This window comes from Polynucleobacter sp. MWH-Loch1C5, from assembly GCF_018881775.1.
Lineage (GTDB): Bacteria > Pseudomonadota > Gammaproteobacteria > Burkholderiales > Burkholderiaceae > Polynucleobacter.
In genome coordinates this window covers 1,237,071-1,250,521 of record NZ_JACVPR010000001.1, presented here as the reverse complement: position 1 = coordinate 1,250,521, position 13,451 = coordinate 1,237,071, and the positions used below count along the sequence as shown (strand labels likewise).

The window sequence follows — 13,451 nt, the reverse complement described above, 5'->3', positions numbered from 1 at the left end:
TTTACTACGGTAGGGAATTATTTTGGAACGTTTTGCCCAGAACCCTTGACTGGAGCAACAGGAGCGCTTGGAGCGGCACCTGCAGCAGGTGGTACATCAGGCGCTACTACTGGCGCAGGAGCGCTAGTTCCTGATAAAACACCGGCATTTTGAGACTTGGTCGAACCCATCCATGTAATAGCGATCGTGACCAAAAAGAAAATCGTGGCACAGCCAGCTGTCAAACGAGACAAAAAGTTAGCCGAACCAGCAGCACCAAATAGGCTGCCTGATGAACCACCACCGAAGGCGGCCCCCATATCAGCACCCTTACCTTGCTGCACCAAGACCAAACCAATCACGCCCAAGGCTGAGACGATTTGCAAAACCACTAGTAATGTTTTAACCCATTCCATGTCTATGAATCTCCAATTAATCCGCTATTTTATTGGTCAATGGCACATAAAGCCAAAAAATCTTTTGCTACCAAAGAGGCACCCCCCACCAAACCCCCATCGATATCTGGCATCGCCAGCATTTCTTTGGCATTGTCAGGCTTCAAACTACCGCCATATAAAATCGCGACTTTTGATGCAGCATCGGCATCGAACTTCGCTAATTGCAGACGTAATTCACGATGTACGTCTTGAGCTTCATGAGGACTGGCTACACGCCCGGTTCCGATCGCCCAGATCGGCTCATAGGCAATTAAACAATCAGCAATCTTATTTTGTAGAAGATCTAAGACCGCTTGTAATTGGCGTCGAACGACTGGCAAAGTTTGACCTGCATCACGCTCAGACTCAGTCTCACCGACGCAAATAATCGGCGTAATCCCATTAAGAAGGGCAGCCTTCGCCTTGCGCGCAACACAATCATCGGTTTCATGATGGTAGGCACGACGCTCAGAATGCCCTACGATCACATAGCGGGTACCAAACTCTTTGAGCATTTGACCACTGACCTCGCCCGTGTAAGCGCCATGACTATGATCTGAAATATCTTGCGCACCCAACACCACAGGGCTATGGGCCAATAACTGACTGACCTGAGCCAAATAGGGATAAGGCACACATAAAGCAAAACGCCCTGGTTTTTTGCCTAAATCAGGCGCAGCGAGCAACTCTTGCAGAAACGCTTGATTAGCACTCAAGCTACCATGCATTTTCCAGTTACCGACCATCGTCAAGGGTCTCATGTTTTATCTCTCCTCATCCATCGATAACACTATCTTACCGATATGCTGACTAGATTCCATCAAAGTATGCGCTGCTGCTGCATTGGCCAAGGGAAATACCTGATGTATGACCGGCCGTATTGCCCCAGACTCTAGGAGTGGCCAAATATGCGCTCTCAAAGCTCGAGTAATCGCGCCTTTGAAATCAACTGAACGTGGTCGCAAAGTAGAACCAGAAATACTCAAGCGACGTCTTAAGATTTGTGAGCAATCGACCTCACCCATCTTGCCACCTTGAGTTGCAATAATCACAATTCTTCCATCATCCGCCAAGCAATTAATTTCTTTTTGAAGATAGTGGCCCGCTACCATATCTAAGATCACATCCACACCACGCTTTTGCGTATGTGCAAGTACCTCTTCCACAAAATCTGCTTGACGATAATCAATCGCCAAAACAGCACCGAGCTCAAGGCAGGCTTTGGCTTTAGCAGGGCTACCCACAGTCACCATCACAGGATGCCCTAAAGCAGTCGCCATCTGAATCGCTGCGACCCCAATGCCACTACTACCCCCATGCACTAGCAAAGATTCTTTTTGACCATTTTTCTCGCAAAGCTTGGCACGATCAAAGACATTACTCCAGACCGTAAAGTAGGTCTCAGGCAAACTGGCCGCTTCAACATCGGATAAACCACGCGGCACAGGTAAACATTGCGCCAAAGGTGCAATGCAATATTCAGCATAGGCACCACCGGCGACCAGAGCGCAAACGCGCTGCCCCACTTCAAGACTAAAGAAATTACTCGGGGCAGATAAGTCCCCACCGATGATCTCACCGGCGAGCTCCAAACCAGGTAGGTCAGAGACCCCCGGCGGCACTGGATACAGTCCTTTACGTTGCAATACATCAGGACGGTTGACGCCCGCTGCTCGCACCCGTATCAGTACCTCACCAGAACCTGCAGGAGGTATGGCCAGCTCAGCTCGATTCACCAAACTGAGTTGTTCTGGCCCACCGAATGCGCTGATTTCAATCGCGCGCATACGACTCAAATTTATTGTTGCTGCTGTTGTTGCTGTTGCTCTTGAGCCGCAGCATCAGAAGTTTCGACAGCCGCACCATTCAGAGGTGCAATGCTGGTACCCTCTTCAGCACAAGCAGCTTTGAGAGATAACTTCAAACGACCACGATCATCAGCAGCCAACAACTTAACTCGCACAACTTGACCTTCTTGCAAGTAGTCTTTGACATCCTTCACACGCTCATTGGCGATTTCAGAGATGTGCAAGAGACCATCTTTACCAGGAAGAATATTCACTAGTGCACCAAACTCGAGCAACTTAACCACTGGGCCTTCGTAGATTTTGCCGATTTCTGCTTCTGCAGTAATGGCTTCAATACGACGCTTCGCTTCTTCCATGCCTTCAGCGCTGGTAGAGGCAATCGTCACTGTGCCGTCATCAGTAATGTCAATGCTAGTACCTGTTTCCTTGGTGAGCGCCTGAATGGTTGCACCACCCTTACCAATCACTTCACGGATTTTGTCCGGATGGATCTTAATGGTCACCATACGTGGGGCATGGGCTGAGAGCTCAGTGCGTACACCACTCATCGCATCTTGCATCTTGCTCAAAATATGCAAACGACCTTCTTTTGCTTGAGCAAGAGCGACTTGCATGATTTCTTTGGTAATACCTTGAACTTTGATATCCATCTGCAAAGCAGTAATACCATTAGCAGTCCCTGCTACCTTAAAGTCCATATCACCTAAGTGATCTTCATCACCCAAGATATCTGTTAACACGGCAAAACGATTGCCATCCAAAATGAGGCCCATGGCAACACCCGCCACATGTGCTTTAACAGGTACACCTGCATCCATCAAAGCCAAGCAACCACCGCACACCGAAGCCATTGATGATGAACCATTCGACTCAGTGATTTCAGAAACCACACGCAAGCTATAAGCAAACTCTTCTGGTGTTGGCAATACTGGAATCAGAGCACGTTTAGCTAAACGGCCGTGACCGATTTCGCGACGCTTAGGACTACCTACGCGGCCAGTTTCACCAGTCGCAAACGGAGGCATGTTGTAGTGGAACATGAAGCGATCACGCTGCTCACCCTCTAAGGCATCAATAATCTGCTCATCACGTGCCGTACCCAAAGTCGCGACCACCAGACCCTGTGTCTCACCGCGAGTAAATAAAGCTGAACCGTGTGTGCGTGGCAATACACCTGTACGAATCTCGATCGGACGAACTGTACGAGTATCACGACCATCGATACGCGGCTCACCATTTAACACTTGGCTACGAACAATTTTCGACTCGAGTTCGAAAATAATATTGCTGACCTCGACCTCATCCACTTCACCTTCTTCAGCGAGCTTAGCCAAGACAGCAGCACTCACTTCTTTAAGCTTAGTTGAACGAGCTTGCTTTTGACGAATTTGATAAGCTTCGCGCAAACCTGCCTCAGCCAAAGCAGTGACTTTAGCAATCAAAGGCTCGTTCTTAGCAGCAGCCTGCCAATCCCACTCAGGTTTACCACCTTCACGAACCAAGTCGTTAATAGCGTTAATCGCCACTTGCGCTTGCTCGTGACCAAAAACGACAGCACCCAACATGACTTCTTCTGATAATTGATGAGCCTCAGACTCCACCATCAACACAGCAGTTTGCGTACCCGCAACAATTAAATCCAATTGGCTGTTCACTTGTTGTGAACGCGTTGGATTGAGAATGTATTGACCGTCTTGATAACCCACACGAGCAGCGCCCATCGGACCATTAAATGGAATACCAGAGACCGCCAAAGCAGCAGATGCACCAATCATCGCAGGAATGTCTGCAGGCACATCGGGGTTGATCGATACCACATGGATCACCACTTGTACTTCGTTATAAAAACCTTCTGGGAACAAAGGACGAATCGGACGGTCGATCAAACGTGAAATCAATGTTTCACCCTCAGATGGGCGACCTTCACGACGGAAAAAACCACCTGGAATCTTGCCAGCGGCATAAGTTTTTTCTAGGTAATCCACTGTCAGCGGGAAAAAGTCTTGGCCCGGTTTGGCGTTTTTCGCCCCTACAACCGTTGCCAATACAACTGTATCGTCCACATCCACCAAGACTGCACCACTGGCTTGACGTGCGATTTCACCAGTCTCCATGCGCACTGTGTGTGCACCCCATTGAAACGTTTTTACTACTTTATTAAACATAGTCATATCTATCTCCAATCAACAATCGCCATGAAACAGCAGCGTCATGGCAGCACTGGAGCAGATGCGTATTGTTTGGCGTGGATGCCATTCCAGAGAAAAGCTTTTACAAACTTACCTATGGAATGACACGGGTCCAGCGCGCAAATACACTCCGCCCTAAACGAAAATGCCTGCTTAAAAAAACTTAGCAGGCATCTTTCGAAATTTATTTACGTAGACCGAGCTTATCAATCAAGGCACGGTAACGATCAAAATCCTTACCCTTGAGATAGTCGAGCAAACGACGACGACGGCTCACCATCTTCAACAAACCACGACGGCTGTGATGATCTTTGGCATTGGCCTTGAAGTGAGGGGTCAACTCGTTAATACGCGCAGTCAACAAAGCAACCTGAACTTCTGGACTACCTGTGTCATTTGCGCCACGAGCGTTTTGCTGAACGATTTCAGCCTTATTAATATTTGCTACAGTCATTATTTACTCCACTTGCGAACACCGCAGTCGCTCTACTGAGAACCGCTGATGCCGTGTTAAAAAGCGCCAAAACCTAAAAATACCTATCAATCCTTGGCTTTTGACGACCCATACCTAAAAACAGGCAAGACTCAAATTGTAGCTGATTTTGTCCTAAAAAGACAGTTTCAAGAGCTAAACATATATAAATCAAGGGTTTATATGAAAACAGGGCGATTTTTCGCCCTGTTCACCCTGCTTAATCAGGTCCTGCGACCCTGTGACTCTTTGGTCTTATGGAGCCATTTGTGCGTTGAGCTTTTGCTGACTCGGATCATGCAATTTATTCAAGGCCGCCAAATAAGCTTTGGCCGATGCTGCCACGATATCCGGATCGGTGCCGACCCCGTTCACAATACGGCCCCCTTTAGACAAGCGGACCGTCACCTCACCCTGAGACTCTGTGCCGGTCGTGATCGCATTCACTGAATAGAGCAATAACTCAGCCCCAGATTTCGCCTTACTTTCAATAGCATTCAAAGTGGCATCGACGGGGCCATTGCCTTCAGCTTGTGAGACCGACTCCTCTTGTCCCACCTTGAATACAACTTTGGCCTGAGGGCGCTCACCCGTCTCAGACTTTTGCGCCATGGAGACAAAACGATAGTAATCACTAGCTTCCGCTTGTGCGGTATTAGAAACAATCGCTGTAATATCCTCGTCGAAAATTTCTGCTTTTTGATCAGCTAAGGCTTTAAACCGTGCAAATGCATCATTGAGCTCAGCCTCTGACTCCAACTCAATACCCAATTCTTGCAAACGCTGTTTAAACGCATTACGCCCTGACAATTTACCAAGAACAATCTTATTGGCAGACCAACCCACATCTTCAGCACGCATGATTTCATAGGTATCACGAGCTTTCAAAACACCATCTTGGTGAATGCCAGAGGCGTGGGCAAAAGCGTTCGCCCCCACCACAGCCTTGTTAGGCTGGACCACAAAGCCAGTGATTTGTGACACCATCTTTGAGGCCGGCACAATTTGGCTCGTATCAATGCCTACCGCCAAATTGAAGTAGTCCTTACGAGTTTTAATCGCCATCACGACTTCTTCTAAAGAAGTATTGCCAGCACGCTCACCTAAACCGTTGATCGTACATTCGACTTGGCGCGCACCACCAATCTTCACCCCTGCTAGGGAGTTCGCCACACCCATACCTAAATCATTGTGGCAATGCACAGACCATATAGCTTTATCTGAATTAGGAATGCGCTCGCGCAAAGTTCTAATAAACTCACCGTAGAGCTCAGGTACCGCATAACCCACCGTGTCGGGCACGTTGATCGTTGTGGCGCCCTCTTTGATCACCGCCTCTAAGACGCGGCACAAGAAGTCCACATCTGAGCGATAGCCATCTTCTGGAGAAAACTCAACATCATTGGTGTGTGAGCGGGCAAAGCGAATTGCTTTAATCGCTTGCTCATAGACCTCATCAGGCGTCATACGTAACTTCTTTTCCATATGCAAGGCGCTGGTAGCGATAAAAGTATGGATACGCTTAGAGTTCGCAGCCTTCAATGCTTCTGCAGCACGGCCAATATCTTTTTCATTGGCGCGTGCCAAAGAACATACCGTCGAATCCTTAATCACCTGAGCAATGGCCGAGATCGCCTCAAAGTCACCATTGGAGCTCGCGGCAAAACCTGCCTCAATCACGTCCACTTTCAGTCTTTCGAGCTGACGAGCGATACGGACCTTTTCGTCCTTAGTCATTGAAGCGCCAGGCGACTGCTCACCATCACGCAATGTGGTGTCAAAAATGATCAACTTATCTGTCATACCGCCTCCTACATTAGAACTACCCATAATAAAAAACCCCAGCTGGGCCGGGGTTTGATGTTTGCTCGTTTATATTTGCTAATCGTTCAAGCGTGCACCGACCCCAGGTTTTGACCTAGTCCCAGTAACAAGAGAAGCAAAGATTTAAATTTCATAAACACTAATATACACAAAAATGATTATTGTGTGTCAATCAATGAATTCGGGGCATCTTTTTGCTTTGCAACAAATTTCTGCCAAACCCAAAATACATAGCCAGAAATCGCATAAGCCACAAATAAGCCAAATAGGGCCAAAGGTGGGTCACTAGAAATCAAAACAAAGCCCAAAATAACGACCACCATCATGCCAAAGGGGGCGCGATAACGGACATCAAGCGCCTTACCACTATAGAACATGGCGTTAGATACCATCGTAATACCGGCATAGATGGTTAAACCAAACATCACCCAAGGAATCGCGTACTCTTGGACAGGCAATTTGTTATCCACCGCTAACCACACAAAACCGGCGATTAAAGAGGCAGCAGCTGGGCTGGGCAATCCCTGAAAGAAGCGTTTATCAACCACGCCAATATTGGTATTAAAGCGGGCTAAGCGTAAGGCAGCCCCTGCGCAATAAGCAAAAGCGGCCAGCCAACCCCACTTACCCAAATCCTTCAGTACCCACTCATAAGCAACCAAGGCAGGAGCCACACCAAAAGAAACCATATCCGCCAAAGAGTCGTATTGCTCACCAAATGGGCTTTGCGTATTGGTCATACGCGCCACACGGCCATCCATACCATCAAGAACTAAAGCACAAAAAATAGCAATGGCTGCCGCTTCGAAACGTTGGTTCATGGCTTGCACAATCGCAAAGAAGCCACAAAACAAAGCTGCCGTAGTAAAGGCGTTCGGCAACAAATAGATGCCACGATTACGCGGACGATCCCCACGTCCTGCATTAGGATTCCAATCCCCTTGACGTAAGGGGGTGACGTTCGACGGCAATGACTTAGTCGAACGCAAACGACGGCGACGAAATGTACTCATGAACCTATTATGAGTCTAAACCGGGAATTTTGGCTAGTATGGTGGTTGTAGCAGAGACTTTTTCCCCAACCGTGACTAGGGGTTCTGCTGTGAGTGGGAGATAAACATCTACGCGTGAGCCAAAACGAATAAAGCCATAGCGCTCACCTTTTTTCAGACGATCCCCTAAGCGGATGTAACAGAGAATGCGACGCGCAATCAAACCAGCTACTTGCACCAAGGTGATGGTATGACCATTGGCATCAATGATGACTGCATTGCGCTCATTTTCTTCTGAGGCTTTATCTAAGTCGGCATTCACAAACTTGCCAGGGAAATATTCAATGGCCTTCACTACGCCATTAACAGCCGCACGATTCGAGTGGACATTAAAGACGTTCATGAAAACGCTGATTTTTAATGCTTCACGTTTAGCGTACGGATCAAAAGCTTTTTCAACCACAATCACTCTGCCGTCGGCAGGCGATAAAACAGTATCTTTGGCAACAGGCACTAGACGACCTGGATCACGAAAGAACTGAACCACAAAGATAAAAATAATCCAAAAGGGCCAAGACCAAGCCCAGCCTCCCATGGAATGAACCAGAAACAGCACAGCACCACTGATTGCCACATGCGGCCAACCTTCACGAGCGATGATTGGATGTGGGTAATTAACTGCCATGCTGTCTCCTATCTATGAATTGATCTTGGTTCTTAGTTCTTGCTTTGGTCAACGAGTTTGTTTTTAGCAATCCAAGGCATCATGGCGCGCAACTTCGCACCAACAACTTCGATCTCATGCTCAGAAGTCAAACGGCGACGTGAAATCAAAGTAGGGGCGCCCGCTTTGTTTTCCAAGATGAAGCTCTTCGCGTACTCACCTGTTTGAATATCTTTCAAACACTGACGCATTGCATTCTTGGTATCTTCTGTCACCACGCGTGGGCCAGTAACGTACTCACCATATTCTGCGTTATTAGAGATCGAGTAGTTCATATTGGCAATACCACCTTCGTAGATCAAATCAACGATCAACTTGAGCTCGTGCAAACACTCGAAATAAGCCATTTCTGGGGCATAACCTGCTTCAACCAAAGTTTCAAAACCAGCTTTGATCAATTCAACAGTACCGCCACACAAGACAGCCTGCTCACCAAAGAGGTCAGTTTCAGTCTCTTCACGGAAAGTAGTTTCAATAATGCCAGCACGACCGCCACCGTTAGCTGTAGCGTAAGACAAAGCAACATCACGAGCAGAGCCTGTTGTGTTTTGATGAATAGCGATCAAATGCGGTACACCACCACCTTGTGTGTAGGTACCACGAACAGTGTGACCTGGTGCTTTAGGTGCAATCATGATGACATCAACGTCAGCACGTGGGATCACTTGACCATAATGAACGTTAAAACCGTGAGCAAATGCAAGTGCAGCACCCGCTTTGATATTAGGAGCTACCTCTTTGTTGTAGACCTCGGCAATTTGCTCGTCAGGCAACAACATCATGACTACATCAGCACCCTTGACCGCTTCCGCAACTTCCTTCACTTGCAAACCAGCATTAGCAGCTTTATTCCAAGACGCACCACCTTTACGCAAACCAACGGTGACCTTCACACCAGAATCGTTTAAGTTCTGAGCGTGTGCATGGCCTTGTGAACCGTAACCAATAATAGTGACTTGCTTACCCTTGATTAAAGATAAATCTGCGTCTTTATCGTAAAAAACTTTCATGTTGTCTTTCCTAGTCTTTGTTAATTATTTAAAAATATTAAGCTTTTAAAATTCGCTCACCACGACCCACACCTGATGTACCGGTGCGAACCGTTTCCAAAATAGCGCTCTTATCCACTGCCTCAATAAAAGCATCTAACTTAGCAGCATCACCAGTTAACTCAATGGTGTATGACTTATCAGTGACATCAATGACGCGACCGCGGAAAATATCCGTCATACGCTTCATCTCTTCACGCTCCTTACCCACTGCACGCACCTTGATTAACATTAGCTCGCGTTCGATATGCGGGCCATCGCTCAAATCGATGAGCTTGACCACATCGACGAGACGATTCAGGTGCTTGGTAATTTGCTCCACCACATCCTCACTACCAATTGACACAATCGTCATGCGAGATAAAGAAGGATCTTCTGTTGGCGCCACAGTGAGTGACTCAATGTTGTAGCCGCGAGCAGAGAATAAACCGACCACGCGTGACAAGGCACCCGGTTCATTCTCCAAGAGCACGGAAATAATATGTCGCATTACAAATCCTCACTTCCCAAGAGCATTTCTGTAATGCCCTTACCGGCCTGAACCATCGGCCAGACGTTTTCACCAGGGTCCGTTTGGAAATCCATAAACACGGTACGATCCCTGAGCTTAAAGGCCTCTCTGAGAGCAGGCTCAACGTCTGACTTCTTCTCAATACGCATCCCCACATGACCAAAAGCTTCAGCTAACTTTACAAAGTCAGGTAAAGAGTCCATGTAGGAGTGTGAGTAACGCTTGTCGTAAGTCAGCTCTTGCCACTGACGCACCATACCTAAATAACGGTTGTTCAGAGATACCACTTTGACAGGCGTGTCGTACTGCAAACAAGTGGATAGTTCTTGAATACACATCTGAATAGAACCTTCACCTGTAATAGTGACGACTTCTGAGTCAGGGAACTTCTTTTTGATACCCATGGCATAAGGTAAGCCAACACCCATGGTGCCCAAGCCGCCTGAATTAATCCAACGACGTGGCTTATCAAATTTATAGAACTGCGCTGCCCACATTTGATGCTGACCCACGTCAGAACAAATGAAAGCATCACCTTTGGTGAGCTCCCAAATCTTCTCAACCACATACTGAGGTTTGACGATTTCTGAATCGCGATCGTACTTCAAGCAGTCTTTTTTACGCCACTCATTAATTTGTGACCACCAAGCGTCAACCTTAGCTTGGTTTTTACGCGCGGGTGAAGACTGAATCAAAGCCGTCATCTCAACCAATACTTCTTTGAGATTACCCACGATCGGTACATCGACCTTAACGCGCTTAGAAATCACTGAGGGGTCAATATCAATATGAATAATTTTGCGAGGGTTGCTTGCGAAATGTTTTGGATTACCAATCACTCGGTCATCAAAACGCGCACCGATAGCAATCAGAACATCGCAATGCTGCATGCTCATATTCGCTTCATACGTACCATGCATACCCAGCATGCCCACAAAATTCGGATGTGTACCTGGGAAACCACCCAAACCCATCAGAGTATTGGTCACTGGATAGCCGAGTAGTTCAGCAAAAGCTTTTAGCTCAGCAGCGGCGTCTGACAAAATCACGCCACCACCGGTATAGATATAAGGACGCTCCGCCTCTAACAATAGTGATACAGCCTTACGTATCTGACCGCTGTGACCTTTGCTCACCGGGTTATAGGAGCGCATCATCAAATCGCTAGGGTAATGGAATGGCGCCTTTTGGAATGAAACATCCTTCGGAATATCCACCACCACAGGGCCAGGGCGACCTGTTTTAGCAATATGAAAAGCTTTTTTCAGGGTAAGCGCTAAATCTTTAACGTCTTTCACCAAGAAATTATGTTTGACGATGGGGCGAGTAATACCCACAGTGTCACACTCTTGGAAAGCATCTTCACCAATGGCGTGCGTTGGGACGTTGCCCGTGATAATGACCATTGGAATAGAGTCCATATAGGCTGTAGCAATACCGGTCACGGCATTGGTAACACCTGGGCCTGAGGTCACTAAAGCGACGCCCACATTCCCTGTGGCTCGCGCGTAACCGTCAGCAGCATGAACTGCAGCCTGTTCGTGACGCACCAAAATGTGCTCAAACTTGTTTTGTTTAAAAATCTCATCGTAGATGTAAAGAACTGAACCACCGGGATAGCCCCAGACAAATTCCACACCTTCGGCGTGCAAAGCATGCACAAGAATTTCGGCACCAATCATTTCTGGGCCGCTGACATCGTTTTGTTTAGCAGGGTTCAAAAGTTCCGCGCTGTTATTTGCATTCATCATTTTCTCCTTTGCAATTTTCGGCAAAAAATTGTTTGGGTTGCTCTGACACTTAACTTGTGGTCAAGGCGCGAGCCGTTAGCGCTTAATCCGGAAAAAACCATCTCATGAAAGGTCCGGCAAGTCGAACCTACTATTTTAGCCTATAAGCAGAACTCTTGGGTAGACTTTCAATAAGTTGTCTAATACGCATATGGCATCTGAAAAAGAACTTTCCGACTTTCTTAAAAGCATTGAGCTCAAAGCTTTTAAGCGGGCGGCCTATGCCACGAGAGATGACGAAGCAGCCCTCGATATCGTTCAAGACAGCATGATGCGCTTAGCCCAAAAGTATGGCGACCATCCTGCCCAAGAGTTCCCCATGTTGTTTAATCGGATTTTGCACAATGCCACGATGGACTGGTTTAGGCGGCAAAAAACCCAAAATAACTGGTTGAGCTTTTTCTCTGCTTTCCAGTCTCAAGACCCTGAAGACGGTCATGACTCTTCCGATCCACTGGAATTTATTGATGTAAATCATGAGTTTAGCTTCCTTCACAATGCTGAAAAGCTACTCGAACGTAAAGAAACGCTCAAAATCATCGAAAATGAGATTGAAAAGCTGCCGACACGTCAACGCGAAGCCTTCCTCATGCGTTATTGGGACGGGCTTGATATTGCAGAAACGGCAAAAATCATGGGTTGCTCTGAAGGTAGCGTGAAAACACATTGCTCAAGAGCTGCTTCAGCATTGGCTTATGCCCTTAAAAAACAAGGACTTAATCGTGAGTAAATGGAACACAACACAAGCGGAACACCTCGAGCAGAATCTCGGGATGTTGACTCACGCCCTGAGCAAAGACCTCCCTGTTTCTGAAAAAGTGGCGCAGCGCTTACGTGAAGCTCGTTTGCAAGCCCTAGATGCCCAAAAATCACCAGTAGCAGTGCCAGAGTACGCATTTGCTGGCCACCCCAAAACTAATTGGGGCTTCACATCGAATGGGTCGATGTTGAAGATAGCGACATACTTGCCGATGGCTGCCTTAGTCCTTGGTCTATTCTTCATTGCAGACTGGCAAAGTGATCAACGTATCAAAGATATTGCCAAAGTCGATAGCGCAGTATTGATTGATCAAGTGCCTTTTGAAGCCTACAAAGATGATGGCTATGTGCGCTTTTTAATCACCAACGGTAAGGATCTAGAAGTAGTCCCCGAAGACGACGAAGACGAGGCTTAAATGAGCTCGACTCGGATTTCTGTATGGGCCTTACTGCGCGATTCAAAATGCCAAAATCGCTATATTTGTTTAAGTCGCTGCATACTCATGCAGATCTTGGTGTTTGTCGCGATTCTATTGGGCTATCAAGTCAGCGCTTTTGCACAAAACTGGGAGCGCCTCAGTGAGGATCAAAAATTAATTCTGGCTCCGTTAGAGTCAGATTGGTCAAGCCTTACAAAAGATCGACAAAAAAAATGGTTAGAAGTAGCCAATCGCTATCCACGCATGTCTGAGCAAGACAAACAGACCCTACAGTCCCGCATGACAAGTTGGGCCCAACTATCCACTCAAGAACGTCAAAAAGCGCGCGACAACTATCTTCGTACCCTGAATATCTCACCAGAGAAAAAAGCAGAGGCATGGCAAGCTTATCAACAACTATCCGAAGAAGATAAAAAGAAATTAGCGGAGCGCCGTCAAAACAAACCTACCACGGTGACCTCACCAACGCTAAAATAA

At 47.1% G+C, this 13,451-nt stretch carries 14 protein-coding genes; 3 read left to right on the top strand and 11 right to left on the bottom strand.

All coding sequences use genetic code 11. The annotated features are described in order from the left end of the window. Window positions 1-17: 17 nt before the first annotated feature. The 11 genes from secG to ICE94_RS06295 form a co-directional block, all read right to left on the bottom strand. Window positions 18-395 carry a preprotein translocase subunit SecG gene (secG, locus tag ICE94_RS06345; protein WP_216149939.1) on the bottom strand — a complete coding sequence of 126 codons (378 nt, stop codon included), beginning with the start codon at window positions 393-395 and terminating at the stop codon, window positions 18-20. Window positions 396-424: 29 nt separating this feature from the next. Next, window positions 425-1,177: a triose-phosphate isomerase gene (gene tpiA / locus ICE94_RS06340; RefSeq protein ID WP_216149937.1), complete on the bottom strand. Its 753-nt coding sequence runs from the start codon at window positions 1,175-1,177 to the stop codon at window positions 425-427. Between the two features lie 3 nt (window positions 1,178-1,180). Beyond that, window positions 1,181-2,203 carry an NAD(P)H-quinone oxidoreductase gene (locus ICE94_RS06335; protein WP_216150994.1) on the bottom strand — a complete coding sequence of 341 codons (1,023 nt, stop codon included), beginning with the start codon at window positions 2,201-2,203 and terminating at the stop codon, window positions 1,181-1,183. A gap of 11 nt (window positions 2,204-2,214) precedes the next feature. Next, entirely contained in the window at window positions 2,215-4,395 is a 2,181-nt protein-coding gene (gene pnp / locus ICE94_RS06330) for a polyribonucleotide nucleotidyltransferase (RefSeq protein ID WP_216149934.1), read from the bottom strand. Window positions 4,396-4,597: 202 nt separating this feature from the next. Further along, window positions 4,598-4,867, bottom strand: coding sequence for a 30S ribosomal protein S15 (rpsO, locus tag ICE94_RS06325; protein WP_216149932.1), 270 nt, complete (start codon window positions 4,865-4,867; stop codon window positions 4,598-4,600). 273 nt (window positions 4,868-5,140) lie between these two features. Then, window positions 5,141-6,688 carry a 2-isopropylmalate synthase gene (locus ICE94_RS06320; protein ID WP_216149930.1) on the bottom strand — a complete coding sequence of 516 codons (1,548 nt, stop codon included), beginning with the start codon at window positions 6,686-6,688 and terminating at the stop codon, window positions 5,141-5,143. A gap of 179 nt (window positions 6,689-6,867) precedes the next feature. Further along, a complete protein-coding gene (pssA, locus tag ICE94_RS06315; protein WP_216149928.1) occupies window positions 6,868-7,722 on the bottom strand; it encodes a CDP-diacylglycerol--serine O-phosphatidyltransferase in 855 nt (284 codons plus the stop codon). A 7-nt stretch (window positions 7,723-7,729) separates the two neighbouring features. Next, on the bottom strand, window positions 7,730-8,386 hold the full coding sequence (locus ICE94_RS06310; protein WP_216149926.1) for a phosphatidylserine decarboxylase: 657 nt from the start codon (window positions 8,384-8,386) through the stop codon (window positions 7,730-7,732). 32 nt (window positions 8,387-8,418) lie between these two features. After that, on the bottom strand, window positions 8,419-9,435 hold the full coding sequence (ilvC, locus tag ICE94_RS06305) for a ketol-acid reductoisomerase (protein ID WP_216149924.1): 1,017 nt from the start codon (window positions 9,433-9,435) through the stop codon (window positions 8,419-8,421). A 37-nt stretch (window positions 9,436-9,472) separates the two neighbouring features. After that, complete coding sequence (gene ilvN / locus ICE94_RS06300) at window positions 9,473-9,964, bottom strand: acetolactate synthase small subunit (RefSeq protein WP_216149922.1); 492 nt, start codon at window positions 9,962-9,964, stop codon at window positions 9,473-9,475. Beyond that, window positions 9,964-11,667, bottom strand: a complete 1,704-nt coding sequence (locus tag ICE94_RS06295; RefSeq protein ID WP_255539153.1) for an acetolactate synthase 3 catalytic subunit — start codon at window positions 11,665-11,667, stop codon at window positions 9,964-9,966. The genes ilvN and ICE94_RS06295 overlap by 1 nt, the downstream gene beginning before the upstream one ends. Before the next feature lie 259 nt (window positions 11,668-11,926). Between ICE94_RS06295 and ICE94_RS06290 the strand changes: the two genes are divergently transcribed. From ICE94_RS06290 to ICE94_RS06280, 3 genes are read left to right on the top strand one after another with little or no spacing between them, the layout of a single operon-like run. After that, window positions 11,927-12,505 carry an RNA polymerase sigma factor gene (locus tag ICE94_RS06290; RefSeq protein WP_216149918.1) on the top strand — a complete coding sequence of 193 codons (579 nt, stop codon included), beginning with the start codon at window positions 11,927-11,929 and terminating at the stop codon, window positions 12,503-12,505. Then, the gene (locus ICE94_RS06285) at window positions 12,498-12,950 is read left to right on the top strand and encodes a DUF3619 family protein (protein WP_216149916.1); all 453 of its coding nucleotides are present in this window, start codon (window positions 12,498-12,500) and stop codon (window positions 12,948-12,950) included. The genes ICE94_RS06290 and ICE94_RS06285 overlap by 8 nt, the downstream gene beginning before the upstream one ends. Next, entirely contained in the window at window positions 12,951-13,451 is a 501-nt protein-coding gene (locus ICE94_RS06280) for a DUF3106 domain-containing protein (protein WP_216149914.1), read from the top strand. It begins immediately after the preceding gene.